Annotated in this window: 20 protein-coding genes; 11 read left to right on the forward strand and 9 right to left on the reverse strand. The window is 60.0% G+C overall.

The features are described from left to right. The 7 genes from sucB to HMPREF3158_RS05330 form a co-directional block, all read left to right on the forward strand. The coding region (sucB, locus tag HMPREF3158_RS05300; RefSeq protein WP_070432635.1) for a 2-oxoglutarate dehydrogenase, E2 component, dihydrolipoamide succinyltransferase at nt 1-1048 on the forward strand (1048 nt) is incomplete at its 5' end. 370 nt (nt 1049-1418) lie between these two features. Further along, entirely contained in the window at nt 1419-4283 is a 2865-nt protein-coding gene (gcvP, locus tag HMPREF3158_RS05305) for an aminomethyl-transferring glycine dehydrogenase (protein WP_062039427.1), read from the forward strand. Nucleotides 4284-4322: 39 nt separating this feature from the next. Then, nucleotides 4323-5435 (forward strand): glycine cleavage system aminomethyltransferase GcvT, encoded by a 1113-nt coding sequence (gene gcvT / locus HMPREF3158_RS05310; RefSeq protein ID WP_062038145.1) that lies wholly within the window; start codon nt 4323-4325, stop codon nt 5433-5435. A gap of 66 nt (nt 5436-5501) precedes the next feature. Next, on the forward strand, nt 5502-5891 hold the full coding sequence (gene gcvH / locus HMPREF3158_RS05315) for a glycine cleavage system protein GcvH (RefSeq protein ID WP_061923713.1): 390 nt from the start codon (nt 5502-5504) through the stop codon (nt 5889-5891). Nucleotides 5892-6049: 158 nt separating this feature from the next. Then, nucleotides 6050-6853 carry a lipoyl(octanoyl) transferase LipB gene (lipB, locus tag HMPREF3158_RS05320; RefSeq protein WP_061923716.1) on the forward strand — a complete coding sequence of 268 codons (804 nt, stop codon included), beginning with the start codon at nt 6050-6052 and terminating at the stop codon, nt 6851-6853. A gap of 88 nt (nt 6854-6941) precedes the next feature. Beyond that, nucleotides 6942-8006, forward strand: a complete 1065-nt coding sequence (gene lipA / locus HMPREF3158_RS05325; RefSeq protein WP_070497595.1) for a lipoyl synthase — start codon at nt 6942-6944, stop codon at nt 8004-8006. 30 nt (nt 8007-8036) lie between these two features. After that, the gene (locus HMPREF3158_RS05330) at nt 8037-8819 is read left to right on the forward strand and encodes a DUF4191 domain-containing protein (RefSeq protein ID WP_062038142.1); all 783 of its coding nucleotides are present in this window, start codon (nt 8037-8039) and stop codon (nt 8817-8819) included. A gap of 96 nt (nt 8820-8915) precedes the next feature. Here HMPREF3158_RS05330 and HMPREF3158_RS05335 read toward each other — a convergent pair whose 3' ends face one another. Continuing rightward, nucleotides 8916-9389, reverse strand: a complete 474-nt coding sequence (locus tag HMPREF3158_RS05335) for an RDD family protein (RefSeq protein WP_061923726.1) — start codon at nt 9387-9389, stop codon at nt 8916-8918. A 139-nt stretch (nt 9390-9528) separates the two neighbouring features. Between HMPREF3158_RS05335 and glnA the strand changes: the two genes are divergently transcribed. From glnA to HMPREF3158_RS05355, 4 genes are all read left to right on the forward strand, one after another. After that, entirely contained in the window at nt 9529-10962 is a 1434-nt protein-coding gene (gene glnA / locus HMPREF3158_RS05340; RefSeq protein ID WP_062038139.1) for a type I glutamate--ammonia ligase, read from the forward strand. Between the two features lie 251 nt (nt 10963-11213). Then, nucleotides 11214-11549, forward strand: coding sequence for a hypothetical protein (locus HMPREF3158_RS05345; protein WP_070497599.1), 336 nt, complete (start codon nt 11214-11216; stop codon nt 11547-11549). Between the two features lie 56 nt (nt 11550-11605). Next, complete coding sequence (locus HMPREF3158_RS05350) at nt 11606-12046, forward strand: hypothetical protein (RefSeq protein ID WP_070497601.1); 441 nt, start codon at nt 11606-11608, stop codon at nt 12044-12046. A 141-nt stretch (nt 12047-12187) separates the two neighbouring features. Continuing rightward, nucleotides 12188-12736 carry a helix-turn-helix domain-containing protein gene (locus HMPREF3158_RS05355; RefSeq protein ID WP_070497603.1) on the forward strand — a complete coding sequence of 183 codons (549 nt, stop codon included), beginning with the start codon at nt 12188-12190 and terminating at the stop codon, nt 12734-12736. 39 nt (nt 12737-12775) lie between these two features. Here HMPREF3158_RS05355 and HMPREF3158_RS05360 read toward each other — a convergent pair whose 3' ends face one another. The 8 genes from HMPREF3158_RS05360 to HMPREF3158_RS05395 all read right to left on the reverse strand — a co-directional run bounded on the left by HMPREF3158_RS05360 (nt 12776) and on the right by HMPREF3158_RS05395 (nt 20030). Next, nucleotides 12776-13120 carry a hypothetical protein gene (locus HMPREF3158_RS05360; protein WP_061921527.1) on the reverse strand — a complete coding sequence of 115 codons (345 nt, stop codon included), beginning with the start codon at nt 13118-13120 and terminating at the stop codon, nt 12776-12778. 3 nt (nt 13121-13123) lie between these two features. Beyond that, nucleotides 13124-13531, reverse strand: coding sequence for a hypothetical protein (locus HMPREF3158_RS05365; RefSeq protein ID WP_141741005.1), 408 nt, complete (start codon nt 13529-13531; stop codon nt 13124-13126). Beyond that, nucleotides 13528-13899, reverse strand: coding sequence for a hypothetical protein (locus tag HMPREF3158_RS05370; protein WP_070497605.1), 372 nt, complete (start codon nt 13897-13899; stop codon nt 13528-13530). The genes HMPREF3158_RS05365 and HMPREF3158_RS05370 overlap by 4 nt, the downstream gene beginning before the upstream one ends. Further along, a complete protein-coding gene (locus tag HMPREF3158_RS05375; RefSeq protein WP_070497606.1) occupies nt 13899-15311 on the reverse strand; it encodes a peptidoglycan DD-metalloendopeptidase family protein in 1413 nt (470 codons plus the stop codon). Before HMPREF3158_RS05375 ends, HMPREF3158_RS05370 begins: the two co-directional genes overlap by 1 nt. A 63-nt stretch (nt 15312-15374) precedes the next feature. Then, nucleotides 15375-17204 (reverse strand): polysaccharide deacetylase family protein, encoded by a 1830-nt coding sequence (locus HMPREF3158_RS05380; protein WP_070497608.1) that lies wholly within the window; start codon nt 17202-17204, stop codon nt 15375-15377. Nucleotides 17205-17225: 21 nt separating this feature from the next. Continuing rightward, nucleotides 17226-17810 carry a hypothetical protein gene (locus tag HMPREF3158_RS05385; protein ID WP_070497609.1) on the reverse strand — a complete coding sequence of 195 codons (585 nt, stop codon included), beginning with the start codon at nt 17808-17810 and terminating at the stop codon, nt 17226-17228. Beyond that, nucleotides 17800-18393, reverse strand: coding sequence for a hypothetical protein (locus HMPREF3158_RS05390; RefSeq protein ID WP_070497610.1), 594 nt, complete (start codon nt 18391-18393; stop codon nt 17800-17802). The genes HMPREF3158_RS05385 and HMPREF3158_RS05390 overlap by 11 nt, the downstream gene beginning before the upstream one ends. A gap of 2 nt (nt 18394-18395) precedes the next feature. Further along, the gene (locus HMPREF3158_RS05395; protein ID WP_070497612.1) at nt 18396-20030 is read right to left on the reverse strand and encodes a Gp37-like protein; all 1635 of its coding nucleotides are present in this window, start codon (nt 20028-20030) and stop codon (nt 18396-18398) included. Nucleotides 20031-20032 lie beyond the last annotated feature (2 nt).

Below are 20032 nucleotides of genomic sequence, written 5' to 3' on the forward strand. Positions count from 1 at the left end.
GGCAGAGCCGAAGGCTGAAGAGAAGAAGGAAGAGCCAAAGGCTGAGAAGTCTGCAGACGCTTCCTCCACCCCGGCTGCTTCCGAGGGCTCTTCCAAGATCAACAACGGCGATAACGTTCCTTACGTCACCCCGCTGGTACGCAAGCTGGCGGAAAAGCACGGCGTTGACCTTTCCACCGTTTCCGGCACCGGCGTTGGCGGCCGCATCCGCAAGCAGGATGTCCTGGCAGCTGCAGGCGAGGGCGAGGCACCGGCGGCGTCGGCAGCCGGCTCCTCCAACCCACGCGCACGCTGGTCCACCAAGTCCGTGGATCCGGAAAAGCAGGAGCTCATCGGCACCACCCAGAAGGTCAACCGTATCCGCGAGATCACCGCTGCAAAGATGGTTGAGGCTCTGCAGATTTCCGCACAGCTGACCCACGTCCAGGAAGTCGACATGACTGCCATCTGGGATATGCGCAAGAAGTCCAAGCAGGCCTTCATCGACAAGCACGGCGCTAACCTGTCCTTCCTGCCGTTCATCGTTAAGGCAACCGTTGAGGCTCTGGTTTCCCACCCGAACGTCAACGCTTCTTACAACCCTGAGACCAAGGAGATGACCTACCACGCAGACGTCAACGTGGCTATCGCCGTCGATACCCCACGTGGCCTGCTGACGCCGGTCATCCACAAAGCACAGGACATGTCCCTGCCAGAGATCGCAAAGGCTATTGCTGAGCTGGCTGACAAGGCCCGCAACAACAAGCTGAAGCCGAACGACCTCACCGGTGCCACCTTCACCGTCACCAACATCGGCTCCGAGGGCGCACTCCTCGATACCCCGATTCTGGTTCCGCCACAGGCCGGCATCCTGGGCACCGCCGCTATCACCAAGCGCGCAGTTGTTGTCAACGAGAATGGCCAGGACGCAATCGCTATCCGCCAGATGTGCTACCTGCCGTTCACCTATGACCACCAGGTTGTCGATGGTGCAGACGCAGGTCGCTTCATCACCACCATCAAGGACCGCCTTGAGACCGCCGACTTCGAGGCTGACCTCGAGGTCTAAGGAGTTAAGCCCTTAGTAGTTTAGGGTTTCCGCCCCGCAGGCTCCCCTGTTTCCACTGCTGTGGATACTCGGGAGCCTGCGGGGTTTTCACATATCTCCCCCTCAAACGGGGGTGTTAGGCCTGCCCGAATCTGTCCGGCGATTTCTCAGCCCTGTTCCTCGCCCACGGGCTGCGTAGGGATTCTATTCGGCACTTTTAGGCTCCCTACGCGTCCATGGGCCACGCCGTTGCTGTGTGGTGCACGAAAAGACTTCTATAAACCGATTTAGGTCACAGCCATAGGCTTTATACTTGGGGTCGGTTTAGGCCATGTTTTAGGCATTCACCATGACGTCCTTCACGGAGCTTCTTTCAAAGGAGATTGAACTTATGGATTTCATCTCGCGCCACCTCGGACCAAATTCTTCCGAGCAAGCGACGATGCTCAACGCACTGGGATACAACAGCGTGGACGCGCTTGTCGACGCAGCACTTCCCACAACCATCCGCGCCGCATCGGCACCGCAATTGCCAGATGCCTTGAGCGAGAATGAAGCGCAGGACAAGCTGCGCGAATACGCCAGCCAGAACATCGTGTTGAAGTCCTTCTATGGCCAGGGCTACTCCGACACGCTCACCCCGGCCGTCATCCGCCGCGGCCTGCTGGAGGATGCTGGTTGGTACACCGCTTATACCCCGTACCAGCCGGAGATCTCCCAGGGCCGTCTGGAAGCACTGCTGAACTTCCAGACCATGATCGAATCCCTGACTGGTCTGCCGATTGCAAACGCTTCCCTGCTCGACGAGGCTTCCGCTACCGCTGAGGCAGTCGGCCTGATGTCCCGCGCGGTCAAGAAGGGCCGCCGCGTCATCCTGGACTCCCGCCTGCATCCACAGGTGCTCGCTGTGGCGGCGGAGCGCGCTCGCGCCATCGAGCTCGAGGTGGAAATCCTCGATATCCGCGAGGGCCTCGTGGGCGAAGACCTCATCGGCGCCGTCATCGCGTACACCGGCACCGAGGGCGACGTCTTTGACCCACGCGGCATCATCGAGGAGCTGCACACCCGCGGTGCGGTTGTCTCCGTCGTCGCCGACCCACTCTCCCTCCTCCTGTTGGAAGCACCGGGCAAGCTGGGCGCGGACATCGTGCTGGGCTCCGCACAGCGCTTCGGCGTCCCAATGTTCTTCGGTGGCCCGCACGCGGCATACATGGCCGTTACTGACAAGCTTAAGCGCCAGATGCCGGGCCGCATTGTCGGTGTTTCCAAGGATGCAGACGGCCGCCCGGCATACCGCCTGGCTCTGCAGACCCGCGAGCAGCACATCCGCCGTGAACGCGCTACCTCCAACATCTGTACCGCGCAGGCACTGCTGGCCAACGTAGCGTCCATGTACGCTGTCTACCACGGCCCAGAGGGCCTGAAGAAGATCGCTGAGCACGTTCACGGGCTCGCCGCTTCCTTCGCCGCTGCTGTAAAGGGCGCAGGCAAGACCCTGGTCGCTGACGAGTTCTTCGACACCGTCACTGTCACCGACGTCGACGCTGCAGCCATCAAGGCATCCCTTCAGGAACAGGGTTACCTCGTGCGCGCTATCGGCTCCGAGAAAATCTCCGTCTCCTTTGGTGAGTCCGCAACGCTTGATGACGTCGCCAAGCTCGCCGCCGCATTCGGCGCAGAGTCCGCAGACAAGGACAACGCCGAGTCCGCCGTTAATGCCCTGCCTTCCGCGCTCGTTCGCGAGGAAGCTCCGCTGGATCACGCAATCTTCAACTCCATCCACTCCGAGACCCAGATGCTGCGCTACCTGCGCACTCTGGCAGACAAGGACTTGGCGCTGGACCGCACCATGATTCCGCTGGGTTCTTGCACCATGAAGCTGAACCCCACTGCCGCCATGGAGCCGATCTCCTGGCCAGAGTTCGCGGGCATTCACCCATATGCACCGGAAGAGACCACCGCCGGCTGGCGCGCGCTCATCGAGGAGCTCGAGGGCTGGTTGGCCGAGCTGACCGGCTATGCCAAGGTCTCCATCCAGCCCAACGCTGGCTCCCAGGGTGAGCTCGCAGGCCTGCTGGCCATCCGCCGCTACCACGTTGCCAACGGCGACGCTGGCCGCGACGTCATCCTCATTCCATCTTCCGCGCACGGCACCAACGCGGCCTCTGCTACCCTGGCCAACCTGCGCGTGGTCGTCGTTGCTACCGCGGACGATGGCTCCATCGACTTGGCGGACCTGGATGCCAAGATCGAGCAACACGGTGAGCACATCGCCGGCATCATGATCACCTACCCATCCACCCACGGCGTCTTCGACCCTGAGGTCCGCGACGTGTGCGACAAGGTCCACGCGGCAGGCGGCCAGGTCTACATCGACGGCGCGAACATGAACGCACTAACCGGCTGGGCACGCCCGGGCGAGTTCGGCGGCGACGTCAGCCACCTGAACTTGCACAAGACCTTCACCATCCCGCACGGCGGCGGTGGCCCGGGCGTTGGCCCGGTAGGCGTCGCCAAGCACCTGGTGCCATTCCTGCCCACCGATGCGAACGATTCCTCCATCGACCCGCAGCAGGCTACCTCGATTGAAAAGGGCGTTCCTTCTACCGCCAGCAAGTTTGGCTCCGCCGGCGTGCTGCCTATCTCCTGGGCCTACCTGGCCATGGTCGGCACCGAGGGCGTTGCACAGGCCACCAGCCACGCCATCCTGGGCGCAAACTACCTGGCAAAGTTCCTGCAGGATTCCTTCCCGGTTCTCTACACCGGCAACGCTGGCCTGGTCGCGCACGAGTGCATCTTCGATCTGCGCGAGCTGACCGATGCCTCCGGCGTTACTGCGGCGGACGTCGCAAAGCGCCTCGTGGACTACGGCTTCCACGCACCGACCCTATCCTTCCCGGTGGCCGGCACCCTCATGGTGGAACCGACCGAGTCCGAAGACCTCGCCGAGCTGGACCGCTTCATCGAGGCTATGCGCGCAATCCGCGCCGAAATCCAGGACATCATCGACGGCAAGGTTGAGTACGAGGCATCCGTCATCCACAACGCTCCGTACACCGCAGCGGCAGTGACCTCCGATAACTGGGAGTACTCCTTCACCCGCCAGGAAGCCGCCTACCCGGTTGCCTCCCTGCGCGCTAACAAGTACTTCCCACCAGTCCGCCGCATCGACGAGGCTTACGGTGACCGCAACCTGGTTTGCGCTTGCCCGCCGCCAGAAGCATTCGAGCTCTCCGCTGACGCGGAGACCAACTAACAGAATCGAACTAGCAGAGAAGAACTCTAAAGGAGAAAAATGTCTGAACTGCTCAACTCCCCGCTGCATGCAGAGCATGAAAAGCTTGGCGCATCCTTTACGGCTTTCGGCCCGTGGAACATGCCCCTGAAGTACAACAACGAGCTCGAAGAGCACCGCGCGGTTCGCAACTCCGCTGGCCTTTTCGACCTGTCCCACATGGGCGAAGTTTGGGTCAACGGCGAGGATGCCGCAAAGTTCCTGTCCTACTGCCTAATCTCCGATATGACCACCCTCAAGGTGGGCAAGGCAAAGTACTCGATGATCTGCGCCGCAGATGGCGGCATCATCGATGACCTCATCACCTACCGCCTGGGCGAGACCAAGTTCTTGGTCGTGCCAAACGCCGGCAACGCTGACGTGGTCTGGGAGGAACTCAACGAGCGCGCTGAGGGCTTCGATGTGGACCTCAACAACGAGTCCCGCGACGTAGCAATGATTGCCATCCAGGGCCCGAAGGCAGCAGAAATCCTCATCCCGCTGGTCGAGGACAACAAGCAGGAAGCCGTCATGGAACTGCCTTACTACGCAGCGATGACCGGCAAGGTAGCGCGCAAGTACGCCTTCATCTGCCGCACCGGCTACACCGGCGAAGATGGCTTCGAGCTCATCGTCTACAACTCCGATGCCCCGGAGCTATGGGAGGAGCTGCTCAAGGCCGGTGCCGAGTACGACATCCTGCCATGTGGCCTCGCAGCGCGTGACTCCCTGCGCTTGGAAGCGGGCATGCCGCTCTACGGCAACGAGCTCTCCCGCGACATCACCCCGGTTGAGGCCGGCATGGCGCGTGCTTTTGCTAAGAAGGAAGCCGACTTCGTTGGCGCTGAGGTCATCCGCGCTCGTGCAGAGGAAGGCCCGCAGGTCGCCATCACCGGCTTGGTCTCCGATCAGCGCCGCGCCGCCCGCGCCGGTGCTGAGGTCTTCGTTGGCGAAACCAAGGTCGGTTCTGTCACCTCCGGTCAGCCTTCCCCGACCCTGGGCCACCCGGTTGCCATCGCGCTGCTGGATACCTCTGCAAACCTGCAGCCTGGCGACGCCGTCGAGGTAGACATCCGCGGCAAGCGCTACCCGTTTAGCGTCGCGGCCCTTCCGTTCTACAAGCGCGAAAAGTAGTTCGCGGACGCGTGACAACCGTTAAGATAAAAGCACATACCATCTTCCGAAAGGACTCCCATCACAATGGCTAACCTTCCTGCAGATTTCTCCTACTCCGAGGACCACGAGTGGATCAATTCTTCTGCTGACGCCGCACGGGGCGCAACCGTCCGCGTTGGCATCACCTCCGTTGCTGCTGACCGTCTGGGCGAGGTCGTCTTCGCTGAGCTGCCGGCAGTCGGTGACACTGTTACCGCTGGCGATACCTGCGGTGAGGTCGAATCCACCAAGTCCGTATCCGATCTCTACGCCCCAATTACCGGCACCGTCACCGCTGTTAACGAGGCTGTTCACGATGACTACGCAGTCATCAACAACGACCCATTCGGTGAAGGATGGCTCTTCGAGGTCGAGGTTTCTGAGACCGGCGAGCTGATGACCGCAGAAGAGTACGCTGCGGCAAACGGCGTTTAAGCCACTTACTGCTAAAGCGGGAGGTTTCCTCCCGCTTTTTCTTTTGCCTCCGACTACGCCTCCACCTGCCCCCTCACCCCGGTGTTGGGCCGGCATTGGCCTGGGTGGCACTATCAGTATCGACCCCCGCGTTTTATTAGATTAAGGAAGCATCACACATGACAGCTCCTCGTGAGCCCTTCTTCCCCGCTGATCGCAGTATTCGCGCGTCACAGGAAGCGCTGGAAATCCGCCACCTCGGCCGCATGGATTACCAACAGGCGTGGGATCTCCAGGCCGAGCTTGCCGCCCAGCGCGCAAAAGGCGAGCGCGGGGACATCATCCTCGTGGTCGAGCACCCCAACATCTACACCGCTGGCAAACGCACGCAGCCGGAGGATATGCCGGACAATGGTCTGCCGGTCATCACGGTGGATCGCGGCGGGCGGATTACTTGGCATGGTGAGGGGCAGCTGGTGGTCTACCCCATCTTGAAGCTCGCGGAGCCTGTCGACGTCGTGGACTATGTCCGCCGGCTCGAAGAGGCAATCATCCAGACGGTGCGCGAGCTTGGCGTTCGTACCGCCGGCCGCATCGACGGCCGGTCTGGTGTGTGGGTGCCCTCCACCACCCAGGCCACGGACCCGCAGGCCCCCAAGCGCGATCGCAAAATTGCGGCGCTGGGAATCCGCATCACTCGCGGCGTGACCATGCATGGTCTTGCGCTTAATTGCACCAACACGCTGGAGTATTACGAGCACATCGTGGCCTGCGGCATTGACGACGCCGACGTGACCACGCTGAGCCTCGAGCTTGGCCGCGATGTCACTATGGAGGAGGCTGCGACACCGCTTCTCGACGCCCTGCAGCGCGCGCTTTCTGGTGAACTCACCGTCGCGGACCACACATTTGGTTCAGCGCCAGACCCGATTAAGGTCGCCAACGAGAAGGCCCGCCAAAAGCGTGCCCAGAGTGCGGAATAAACCTCCACACACCGGCCTTGTATTAGTAAGAGACAATCCCAACCCCGTAGAGTGAGTTTTTGTGACTGTTAAGCCTGAAGGACGCAAGATGCTCCGCATTGAGAAGAAGAATGCGGAATCCCCCATCGAACAAAAGCCGCGCTGGATCCGCAACCAGGTCCGCACCGGCCCGGGCTACGAGGATATGAAGTCCCGCGTGTCCGGCGCTTCCCTGCACACCGTGTGCCAGGAGGCTGGTTGCCCGAATATCCACGAGTGCTGGGAATCTCGTGAGGCCACCTTCCTCATCGGTGGCGATAAGTGCACCCGCCGCTGCGATTTCTGCGACATTACCACCGGTAAGCCGGCGGAGTTGGACCGCGACGAGCCGCGCCGCGTTGCAGAAAACATCCAGGAGATGGACCTGAACTACACCACCATCACCGGTGTTACCCGCGACGATCTGCCGGATGAAGGCGCGTGGCTCTACGCCGAGGTCGTGCGCAAGATTCACGAGCTCAACCCGCACACCGGTGTGGAAAACCTGACCCCTGACTTCTCCGGCAAGCCGGACCTTCTGCAGGAGGTCTTCGAGGCTCGCCCTGAGGTCTTCGCTCACAACCTGGAGACCGTGCCGCGCATCTTCAAGCGCATCCGCCCGGCCTTCCGCTACGAGCGCTCCCTCGACGTAATTCGCCAGGCTCACGACTTTGGTCTCATCACCAAGTCCAACCTGATCCTGGGCATGGGCGAGACCAAGGATGAGATCGAGGAAGCTCTGCGCGACCTGCGCTCTGCTGGCTGCGACATCATCACCATTACCCAGTACCTGCGCCCAGGCCCGCGCTTCCACCCGATCGAGCGTTGGGTCCGCCCGGAGGAGTTCGTCGAACACTCCAAGCTGGCCAAGGAGCTCGGCTTCGGCGGCGTCATGTCTGGCCCACTGGTGCGTTCTTCTTACCGCGCTGGCCGCCTGTACGTGCAGGCTATGGAGGCCCGCGGCTTCGAATTGCCAGAAAATTTGCAGCACCTGGCTGAGACCTCGAAGGGCGCTACCGCCCAAGAGGCTTCGACGCTGCTCGAGAAGTACGGCCCTTCCCAGGAAACCCCGGTAACGACCCGCATGGTAAAGACCCCGGCAAACGCTGACTCCGCTGCCGCTGCAATTCGTTAATTTGCAGCGCTGACCTTTAAAGTAGGAACCATGGCACAAGACGATAAGGCAAGCCTGAAGGCTGCAAAGAAGCAAGAGCGCGCCGCAAAACGCGAGCAGCGCAAGCAAACCCGTTCCCAGATGTGGCAAGCGTTCAATATGCAGCGCAAGCATGACAAGGCATTGATTCCTATCATGCTCGCCGCTTTCCTCGGCATGGGCCTGTTGTTCTTCCTTATCGGCCTGCTCTTCAACGGCGAGTGGTTCATGCTCATCCTGGGTCTCGGCATCGGCGCTTTGCTGGCGATGTGGCTGTTTACCCGCCGCCTTGAGCGCGACATGTACAAAAAGGTCGAGGATCAGCCGGGCGTTGCGGGGTGGGCGCTGGAGCAGCAGCTGCGCAACACCGTGGGCATCGTCTGGAAGGTCAAGACCGCGGTCGGCGTTACCCGCCATCAGGACCTCATCCACCGCGTCATCGGCAATGCCGGCGTCATCTTCGTCTGCGAAGGTAACCGCAAGCGCCTGACTCCGGTTCTCAACACCCTGAAAAAGCGCGTGGATAAGCTCGCCGGCGGCGTTCCGGTCTACGAGGTCTGGGTGGGCAACGGCGAGGACGAGGTTCCAGTGTCCAAGCTGCGCAATCACGTGATGAAGTTCCCGCGTAACTTCAAAAAGGATGAGACCTACGCAACCATCCGCAAGATTGAGGCTATGGATGACCTGCCAGGCACCACCCCGGGTCTGCCGAAGGGCCCGATGCCGCGCCAGGCGCAGAACATGGCTGGCATGAACCGCCGCATGCGCCGCGCACAGCAGCGTAAGGGCAAATAATACTTGTGCAAAAGCGGCCCTTCCTTGGAATCCACCAAGGAAGGGCCGCTTTTAGGTTTTGTAGGAAGCGCCCTGCGACGCCGCAAGATAGAGGAACTAGACCATGATCACTGCGGTGCCGGTTGCGCGGTCGTGGATACCGCGGCCGTCGGTATCGACCATTGCGGCTGGGAAGAGGAAGCCGGTGAGGATGGTGCGCACTGCCGCGCGCCAGAAGCCCACCGTTTGCCCCGGGGCGTCGAGACGCGCCACGCCCATGCCCAGCAAAAGCATGCCCGGAGTGCGAGCGAAGAGCCAGCCGCAGAGGATGCCGACGATGACCCACAGCATGTAGCCCAGGAATGCAGGGCCGCCCAGCGCGTGGGTGAACATCACGATGAGATTGGCCAGCAGCATGCACACGATCCAGTCGATGAGAACCGCCCCTGCACGGCGGGCCACCGGCGCCAGCGCCCCGGAGCCAGACTCAGGAAGTCCGAGCTTTTCGCCCGGCCATGCGCCGGGGCCTTCGAAGTCATCATTTTCGCCCGGGATTGCGGGTCCATCGAGCCATGTTCGCTTATCAGCCATGTTGACCAATCTAGTGCCCCCTGCATGCAGACACGAAAACGAAATATATCTATAGATCGATGGGTTAACGTCCGAAGGCCAAATAAAGCTAGTAAACTTCGATGAAGAACATTTTTCTAAACCCCTGAGGAGACAAACAGTGTCTTTCGAGTCCGTCCAGGAAATCGTCAAGTTCATCGAGGATGAAGACGTAAAGTTCGTCGATATTCGTTTTACTGACGTTCCCGGCACCGAGCACCACTTTTCAATTCCCGCTTCGGAGTTCACCGAGGCCGCCGCTGAAGAAGGCCTCGCATTCGACGGTTCTTCCATCCGTGGCTTTACCTCCATCGATGAGTCTGACATGACCCTGCTGCCAGACCCAGCAACCGCGATGGTGGATCCTTTCCGCTCCTCCAAGACGCTGAACATCAAGTTCTTCGTCAACGATCCGTTCACCTTGGAGCCTTTCTCCCGCGACCCACGCAACGTCGCAATGAAGGCCGAGGAATACCTTGCTTCCACCGGCATCGCGGACGTGTGCAACTTCGGCGCCGAGGCCGAGTTCTACCTCTTCGATTCCGTGCGCTACTCCACCGACATCGACCATGGTTTCTACGAGGTAGACACCGACGAGGGCTGGTGGAACCGCGGCAACGAGGCCAACTTCGACGGCACCCCGAACACCGGTTTCAAGACCCGCGTCAAGGGCGGCTACTTCCCCACCGCGCCCGTCGACAAGCATGGCGAAGTCCGCGATGCCATGGTGCGCAACCTGCAGAACGCCGGCTTCCAGATCGAGCGCTTCCACCACGAGGTGGGCGCGGGTCAAAATGAGATCAACTACCGCTTCAACTCCCTGCTGCACGCGGCTGATGATATTCAGACCTTCAAGTACATCATCAAGAACACCGCCGCTGAGTACGGCAAGTCCGCAACCTTCATGCCAAAGCCGCTCGCGGGTGACAACGGCTCCGGCATGCACGCCCACATGTCCCTGTGGAAGGACGGCAAGCCGCTGTTCTACGATGAGGCAGGCTACGGTGGCCTTTCCGATATCGCGCGCTACTACATCGGCGGCATCCTCCACCACGCACCGGCAGTTCTGGCGTTTACCAACCCAACTCTGAACTCCTACCACCGCCTGGTTCCGGGCTTTGAGGCCCCGATTAACCTGGTCTACTCCCAGCGCAACCGCTCCGCGGCAATCCGCATTCCGATCACCGGCTCCAACCCGAAGGCAAAGCGCATCGAGTTCCGCGCTCCGGACCCATCAGGTAACCCGTACTTCGGTTTCGCTGCGATGATGATGGCTGGCCTCGATGGCATCAAGAACCGCATCGAGCCACACGCTCCGGTAGATAAGGACCTCTACGAGCTGCCACCGGCAGAGCAGGCTTCCATCCCGCAGGCACCAACCAGCCTTGAGGCTTCCCTGCGCGCCCTGGAGGAAGACAACGAGTTCCTGACCGAAGGCGATGTCTTCACCGAGGACCTCATCGAGACCTACCTGCAGTACAAGAACGAAAAGGAAATCGCTCCTTCCCGCCTGCGCCCAACCCCGCAGGAGTTTGAGATGTACTACGACTGCTAGTTTTTGGGGGTTGTCCCTGGCCTGCGTGTTTGTGTTTGCGCTGGTCAGGGACTTTTCATGTTTTGCATAGTTTGCATGTTTTTGGGGGTTTGCGGGATTCTTGCGGGATTTCTGCGGGATCGGTGAATACGCCAAGTCTCCCCATTCGCCCCCGCGCTACCCCCGCTCTTGACCATGACCACGCCAGGGTGTTTAATGAAGATATCAGGCAAAGGAAACAGTCCCAGCCACAACCGGAAAGAGAGTCCGAAATGAGCAACCAGCCACTCACCCCAGAAGAAGCCCTCAAGCGCATGCGCGAAGAAAACCTCCGCGAAGCCGAGGAAAACGCCCGCATCTATGAGGAAAAGAACACCCAGCAGGTAAAAGACGCCCTCCAAGAACTAGGCGCCGCCACCTGGGACCAGGTACAGCAATGGGGCCCAGCCCACAACATCCGCCCACTCCCCCGCGAAGTGGCCATCGAAGCCCTCAAGAAGCTCATTGAAAATGGTGAGGTAATCCAGGCCACCGACCCAGAGACCGGTAAGCCAGCATTTGGCAAGACCTACCGCGGCGCCAAGACCAAGCTCTGGACCCTCGCCTAACCACCAGCCCCACGGTGTGGGGCTACCCACCACTTCCGCAGAAAAGAGACTGAGCCATGAACGCCACCGCAACTTTCGCCAAGCTAGTAGCCACCAACCCACAGAAGAACGCACACGACTTCGAGAATGCTATGGGCAAGCACCTGGGCCTTGAGCCATGGCAGATGGCGAACATCCGCGAAGAAGTCCAGGAGCTAATTCTCGGCGCCACCGCTAAGTACATGCAAGCGACGGATGAAGAGCAAAAGGAAATGGGCCTATGGCCTGAAGACGCGGAGCCCGAAACGCAGGAAGAATTCATGGCAGAATGCCAGGGGCTAGCCGCTAGCTTCACCCCGCGAGCACTGCAGGATTTCGATTTCAACGCTTTCGATTTCGACTGGACCTTGGGGGATTCCGAGGCCTCGGAGCGCGGCGACAACAAGCGCTTTGAAACCAAACGGGCTATCCATGCCGCGGTTGTGGAGCATCTTGTGAAGTGGGAGCCGGCCAACTAAGCAAAAAGCCCCGCACTGGGCGGGGCGTACCTCCACGTAAGCGGAGAAGGTGACTCCAAGTCAATGAAATACGAAGTACCTCCGCAGATGCGGAGAAAGTCACGCCCCTAACCATATACGAGAAAAAGAAGCCACGCCACCATGTTCACCATCATCGCTAAAAATAATCGCGTTACTGCTACTGATTTTGAGGGCCTGCGCGCCGCACTCCTCGATGAGCTTTTTAATACTGGCCGCGAGGATTGCAGCCGGTGGGAGGATTGGATCGAAGCGGTCTACCCCGCCGATACCTCCGAGGTGGGCGAGGGCTACGAGCCGCCGGTGCCGCGTGAACTCACACAGGAGAATTTGGAAGCATTCGCCGCTTGGGTTTTCGATACCCCAAGTGCTCGCCTCATCCAGGGCGAGCCACCAACCCCCGCCACACTGCAGGCTATCCATGAATTTATCGGCTGGTCGCTGGATGATGCCGCCGAGTCACTGGATGTTTCGAAGCGTACCTATCAGCGGTGGCTATCCGGGCAGATGGTTGCCCCGCCGCGTGTTGAGGGGGAGATGCGCCGGGCCGCACACCAGGTTATCGACCGTGCTAAGCACCTGGCCGCCAGTGACAGCATTGCTTTCAATCTTGATGATGACCCCGCCGAACGCCGCGCACACGCCCTGGCTGAGGTTCTCTACAGGGATTAAAACGCAGAAAAGACCCCCACCTAATGGTGAGGGTCAGTTTTAGATGTCGTGCGCAATTTCTTCTGGGGCGGGTACGGTCTCCCGCGAGTCTGGGTAGTGTAAATGCAGCTGCCTAATGTGGTTCACTGCCACCCAGTAGCGACTTTTGAGCTGGTCGATGCGCTCCCTTAGAGTTTCCACCTGGGATTCAAGCGAGCTAATCTTTTTATCCTGCTTATCCAGGTTGGTGCGCATTTCCTCCGTGAAAGCTTTCCAGTCAGGCCCGGATTGCTCAATCTGCTTCGTTTCTTTTTGTGAGCGGCCTGCGACCTTTTGACCGTAGACCGTGCCGATGGTCGTAATGAGAGCGACGAGAGCAGCGCTGAGAAGTGAAGCTAGAGACATGCGTCACCTCATCTCTGGTATCTGAATTCGCTCCCTGCCATAGGCGTACAAGGCCAGAAAAATAACGCCGAGATAATTCAGGGCGCTAACCCATGCACGCGGTGCGTCACCCAAGATTGTGCCCATGAGAAAGCTCATCGCCCATGCCGCATGAAGCCCCACCGCGAGCCCCACCGCTGCCGGTAGAAGCTTGGGGATGAATGTCGCGGCGAGGCAAAACACGCCCACAGTGACCCAAATGCCCGCCCATACGGTGGGGCTTGCCCATCCCTCCAAATAGTGGGCAGGCGTGCGGTCTGGATTAATCAGGGGCGGCACGTAGGAAAGCCCACGAATGATCGTCAGCAGCGCAAGAATAGTCAGCCCGGCTTCGTCCGTTTTAAACCACGATGCTAGCTTGTGCTTCATCATGCCTCGTTTGTTGTGGGGCCGTTGTAGACGGGCAGAGTGGGGGTTTGTGGTGCTGCTTGTTGCTCCCGGTATTCTGCCTGCGCTGCAAGACGCGGCGCCATAGACGGGGTGACACCATCCACCGTGAGCCGGTTAACTAGCGCGGTGATGAAATAACCGATTGCGCCAGCCGCAAAAATAGTCCACGCCGGGGCATCTGCAAGCATGACGGGCAGCGCGCCGGCTACCCAGGCGAGGGCCTGCAGGGCGAGCATGATGCTGCCTTTGTAGCGTAGCCACCATGGCTGCTCCTGTAGCTCTGTGGCGACTGCTTCGGCGATGTGCTCTGAGACGCTGTTGATCACTGCTTGGTTGTAGTGGCGTGCCATTACTTCCTCTTTTCCTTGAGTTCGTCTAGGTCGGCCTGGATTTGGGCGAGCTGGTGGCGAATGCTGGCCACGGCATCGACAAGGGTTAGGTTGCGGCCTTGACTGTCCTGCCCTAATTGAGGCCAGCCGTTACCCGATGGTCCTCGAAGTTGTCGCCATATTTCCTGAATCGCGTCAATCTGGGGGCCTAGGTAGCCCGAGATGAATGCCTTAGTGTGGGCGTTTACTTGGTCGACGATGTTCATGCCGACGTTGCCTCCTGTGGTGTGTCCTGTGAATAGTGCTTCTAGCTCGGCGCGTGTGCCCCGGTAGGCGTTGATGTCCACGTTTGGGCGACCGGCGACGGTGCCACGAGACCCGTACTGCAAAATGTCTGGTTTGCGGTCACCTAGGGGGTAGTCCCAGCCGGGGTGACGGTCGCCGCCCTCGCTGGCGTATAGGCTGCGCGGGTCACCAGCCCCGTTGTGCAGCCCGTAATTAGACACCCATAGGTAGCCGAGGCCGCCCATGGACGGTTCTCCGCCGCGCATGTTCTCCCAGTACCAGCGGCCCGTGTAGATACCGGGCACGTGGTAGCCGCGCCGCTCCAGTTCGCGTTTCGCATCCCAAACGTCTTTCTCCACGAGCAGATAGCGGCGCGGGTCACCAGCGGGATAATTCATATCGACGGATTCCACGTCTATCCACACAGGCAGGTCGCGGCGCCCTCCCATTTGCTGGTCGATTACATCAACCTGCTGGGCGATGCTGGTACCCTCGGATGGGGCGCGCAGGTACCAGTAGGTGGAGACGAGCATTCCGGCTTGCTCCGCGTCCTCCAGGTGCGAGTGAAATACTCTATCGACGTGGGTTCCGTCGCATAGGCGAATGATGGCGAACTCGATGCCCTCCTGCTTGGCCCTGACGCAGCTGAGTCCGTCGTTGTGCTCGCTGATGTCGATGCCGTAGATGGTGCCGCCCTGCTTACCTACAGGACGAGCCGCAGACTGGCCGGGCTGCGCAGCGTTTGCGAGGTACGGCGCTGGGTCTTGGTGAGCGCTACCAAGACGTCCGGGATGCCCCCATACCTCGAAATGCAGGTGCGGCCCCGTGGACTGCCCCTCGTTCCCCACCACACCTATCTGCTGCCCTGCGCGTACACGGTCGCCAGCTTTGACCAGGATGCCGTCATGCTTGACGTGGCCATAGATGAAGTCCTTGCCTACGCTGTCCTGGCAGTCGAGCCAAATCCAGCTGCCGAAGCCAGAAACGTTGTAGCGCTCCCGGCCCTCGACCACGACACCATCCGCCGCCGCGTAAATCGGCGTGCCGATAGGTGCCGCGAAATCTAGGCCAGCATGGAATGTGCCCCAGCGTGGCCCATACCCACTAGACACCTGATAGGTGCCCTGCTTCAACGGGTGAGTAACCATGTTTCGCCCTCCTTTCGGGCATAATTAAAGCCCCGTGACCAGCGCGGTCAACGGGGCTGCCTATTATTTCTCTGCGATTGCTAGCTGCGGCAACGTGAGGACTTTCAGCTTCCCGGCGTCGCGTAGCTGCGCTACAAGGTCGAGGAAGTCAATGTAGTCCTGCTTGGTGGCGTAGGTATCCGACGAGTCAGCTAGGGCGTAGGGGTGGATGAAGTTGATGTGCTTTAGCCCTTGGTCTGCTGCCTGCTGCACGTAGTTACGCACCTCGGCTACGGATTCCTTTTTCTCCATGAGGGAGCGCTGCACACCTACCGGGAGTTCCTGCATTGGGTAGAGGTAATCATCGCCCACGTAGCCGGTGATGACTGGGTAGGTTTGTTGCAGGAGTCGGCCTGCCATGGTGTTGGTGTAGTCGGTGGCGTTCTGCCCCGTGCCGAAGCCCTTGTAGTTTCCGCCTTCAAGTGAGTAACCGGGTTGTACCCAACAATCCACGCGAGTTTCCAGCTTGGTTTCGAGTGCTTGCTTGGACACCACAATCTGGCGGTAAATGTCCGTTGTGGTCTTTGCGCCCTCGTGGTCGCCGGAGTGTGACGCAATGACCAGGCCGTCTTTCACCCACGATTTAATCTCGTCGTTGGTGGCGCGGTGGCGGGAATCGCCCTTATCGTCCAGGTGGACTTCTGGGCATAGGGCCATCGTGCCCACCAAGTTACGCTTTTTCAACTCCGGCCAAATCCACTCACGAAAAGCAGTAGTGCCGTGGTCAAAGACCAAAGCGAGTGCTCCGGCGTTACCTACGTTGACGGGGCCAACCCTGCGCTTCAAGTCACCCACGAGGGCAGCATGGTCAGCCACGTAGGAGGTGGTGGGGTCGTTTATTGCTAGGAGCGACGAAATCGCCGCGTCCGCACCAGCCTGCTGGTAGCTACTTTCCCCCTCTTCGGCGTCCGCACCGTGCAAGTGCTCCCACACAGCTTCCTCCCAGATCTTGCTATAGATAGAGATCCGCCAATGGTGAGTTGGGTTAACACCAGTCCACCAGTCCACACGCTGGTAGGCGCTCGTGCCCAGCCACTCCATCTCCAAGTAGCCCATGCCAGCCCACGGCAACCCCAGCGCCTTAGCCACATCCTCCGACGTGACCGGATAACGCCCTGGCGGCAATTCCACAATTTTATCCGCCTTAGTCAGCGGCATCTTGTGCCACGTATCTGACCGCCAACCACGGAAATCGCCGTTATAGGATGTCGCCGAATAGCAGATGCGCCCATAGGTTCTGTCTTGGTACTCCCACCAGAAACGGCCAGACAACCGCCCATTCGGCCCATCCAAATAATCCACAATGAGCACACCGGCAGAATCACCCGGCAGCCCCATTTCAGAAGCCACAGAAGCAGACATAAGCCCATAGCGGCCCGGCGCAAGAGATAGAATATCCGTCTTTGCGGAAATCATCCCCTTATCCCACACGGACTCCGCAGCAGAAGCACGAGAAGCAGCATCCGCATACATCTTCGCCTGCTGCACCAAGTCCTGGAGCTCCTGCTCAGTCGCGCCGCCCATCGCAGCGATGAGCTCCTTAATGATGGCGTACACGCCACCCGAGCTAGACGCATTCGCCCAAGCCTCAATGAACAATTTCATGCCGTCGGCGGCGACGAACGGGATAGAGTCAGACCAGCCAGGGCCTTCAACATAAAGCCAGCCTTTACCGGCCACAGTGGTGAGTGTGAAATCGCCAGAAGCGCTCACTGATACTTTTTGGGGTTGGCTTGTAGTTAATGCACCATCATCACCTGCACGAATAACAGGCGATTTTACGTACACCGAAGTGACATCTTCCACCGGTTTAGTGGTGATGTCGGTGAGTTTGCCTTTGAGTTTCACGGCCATATTGCTTTCTCCTTGTTGGGGTTAGTACAGCTTGGTCACGATGAGGGTGGCGTTTCCGGTTCCGTCATAGACCTGGGACGAGCCAAGAATCACCCCGTCCCACCCGGCGGGTGCTCGGTCTTTTAGTGCCCCGTTTTCGTAGATGATGACTTGGCCTTTAAGTACTTCGATTCGCCAGCGGCCTTCCGGGATGGTGAGTGAGCTTGCGCCGATGGTGAGCCATGGCGGGCAGGTGGTTTTATTCCAGGGCGCCCATGAGCCCGTCTTGTCTCCGGTGGTGAGGACGGCGCTGTTTGATTGCTTTTTGGCTGTTTCGTCTACGTATCGTTTGGTGGCGGCGTCTCCGTCGGCGGCGGGGTCGGCGGTTTGTATCCTGCCTTTGGGGTCTTTGGTGACGGTGCTCCGATTCTCAAGGGCAGTCACTCGCTTGGCAAGCTCAGCAGTTCCTTTGTTCGCGGAATCTGCTTGCGCTGAAATCTCCACGATGGCTTGCCCTGCTTGCTCGCCGGTGTGCCGTGAGTCTTCTACAAGACCGTTAGCGATGTGGGAGCCGTCGATGCGGTATTTGCCCTCAGTCGGGCTTCCAGACTTTGGCCTAATACCCATTGTCTAGCTCCTCCATCGCCTTCAAGCGCTCTAGACGCATCGCCTCAGCAGCGAGCTGGGAAAGCTCAAGGGCGGTAAGGTCAGCCAGAGTCTTAGGCGCGGGGGTCGATGACTCAGCCCGCGCACGCTGCTGCCCTATGGGTATCCACGCCACCTGCTCACCCGGTGTGCCAGACCCGCCGAGCGGGTCAAGCTTCACCGCCGGGCCAAGCGTGAGGGTCACGTCATACAAGCCAGGGCGGGAGAACACTCCGACGAGTTTGCCGGTGTGGCGCTCCAGCCGGATACCAGGCGGGAGGGCGCCCTCCACGATGCGCACACCACGCCTATCAGCACCAGGAACCACCATGTCCATGATGTCCCCAACGTTGGCGCGGGTGCGGTCACTATCGGTATCGAAATCCACCGCCCAGCTAAGGGTGATGGTATCCGGCTCCCCCACCTCGAAGCGAGCACCAAGCTCATCGAAGATGTGGCGTGCGGCCCGTGTTTCGTAGCCTTCTGGAACGATGCCGAGGAACAATCCAGCGTACGGGTGCTCCGACTCTGGTACCTCTGTGGGCACAATGTAGCGGTAATCCATGATTATCCTCCCTTAGTCACAGCCAGACGACCAATGACAGCACGAATGTTTTCTTTGTTGGCCTGGTACAGCTCGCCAGGTGATGCGAGCGAGGCGTAGTCACCGATACGCAATGTCCAGCCAACTTCCTGCCCTGGTTTCGAGGTCCACGTCAACCCACTGACGTAAGCGGCCCAGACGACGCCCCACGCGGTGACACCGATAGTGTCGCCCAGGTCGAAATCACGCCCCGGCAAATACGGGTCAGGCGAATCAATAGAGAACTCAGCGGAAATACCGCCCTCCGTCTCCTGCTTCGCCTGCCAAGCCTTCTGAAGCGAATCAACAGTGTTGGCCTCACCAGGCTTGGACACCGCGGTGAAACGCGAGCGCCCGTAGTGGAATTGCCTGTTTCTGTCCACGTACTCGTTGAGGACAAACAGGCGGTCGGCGGACATCTCCGCCGCCAGCTCACCCGCGCCCTTAATCACCTCAGCAATCGCCGGACCAATACCAGGGATACCCGCCACCAACGCAGCCACCGCCGACTTGATACCAATGTTGACGACCTTGTTCACTATGTCCGGTGATTTACCGCCCACGAGGAACCTGTGGTCGGTGGATTTTCGTATCTGCACGCTCGGCGCATCCATCAACGTGTACACAACCCAGGGCTTGCGCCCGTCCGCATTGCGGACATCCACGTCCGCAAACTCAGTCACAGACGTGATGAAGTCATCACTGCTAATCGTGCGCTTCAACTGGCGGAAAGCCTGCCCGACGATGCCAGCAGCGCCGGTGACTGTGGCCCTGGGGGCGAAGTCAATAATCGTCGTCGGTAACGACAAAGTGGTGTAGTCAGGGAAGGGTTGGGGGTCGCCTGGTAGCCAGAGCCACGCGAAAGGCTGCACACCAGCCGCCGCCCACGTAGCTTTTAGCAAGTCCCAGGCGTTATCCCACCGCGCAGAGACGACACACCACTCAGAGCGGTTACCCGACATGACCGGGGAGCAAATCACCGGATGCATAGAAGGGTTGAAGCCCCGCCACTGCTCCGGGCTGGTGTACTTATCCGTCCACGAGAACATCGTGCTCAGCAGCGACGGCTGCTGATAGCCAATCAAGTTACGGCCAATCAACTTCCGGCTGACCTTCTCAGCACTACCGTCCTGGCGGTCCTCCCACTGCAGCTGAACAACTTTAGACCTGTTCGACGGGTCAGCCCACAACGGAAGATGCTTCAAGTGTTCCATCGAGTCCACCCCCGTGAGTTCCACCTCGGCGGGGTTGCCTTCAGGGTCGCCACCATGCGGGCTAATTTCTAGGATTCGGTAGCAGCGGCGGCGCAGACCCGGGCGCTCCACCACGACATGCACAGCACCATGGATAAGAGCATCGAGGCGGCCACCCTCGTCTAAGCGGCGAAGGTCATCGCGCAGAAGATAGTCCACCACGGGGTTGACCACGCCCGGCGAAATCTCGCCCGGAATCGTCATGGACATATTGCCCACGTCGGCGAAAGTGCCGCCCCACTCAGCGTCTACCCAGTCCTCAATGTCGAGCACTGGTTCCCAGTTCTTGTCGTACAGGCCGACGTACTGGCCGTGCGCCCGCATGACGGCCTCACGGGTCCCTTTGTGCTGCTGCCAATCAACCACGG

The organism is Corynebacterium sp. HMSC06G04 (genome assembly GCF_001807365.1).
Lineage (GTDB): Bacteria > Actinomycetota > Actinomycetes > Mycobacteriales > Mycobacteriaceae > Corynebacterium > Corynebacterium simulans.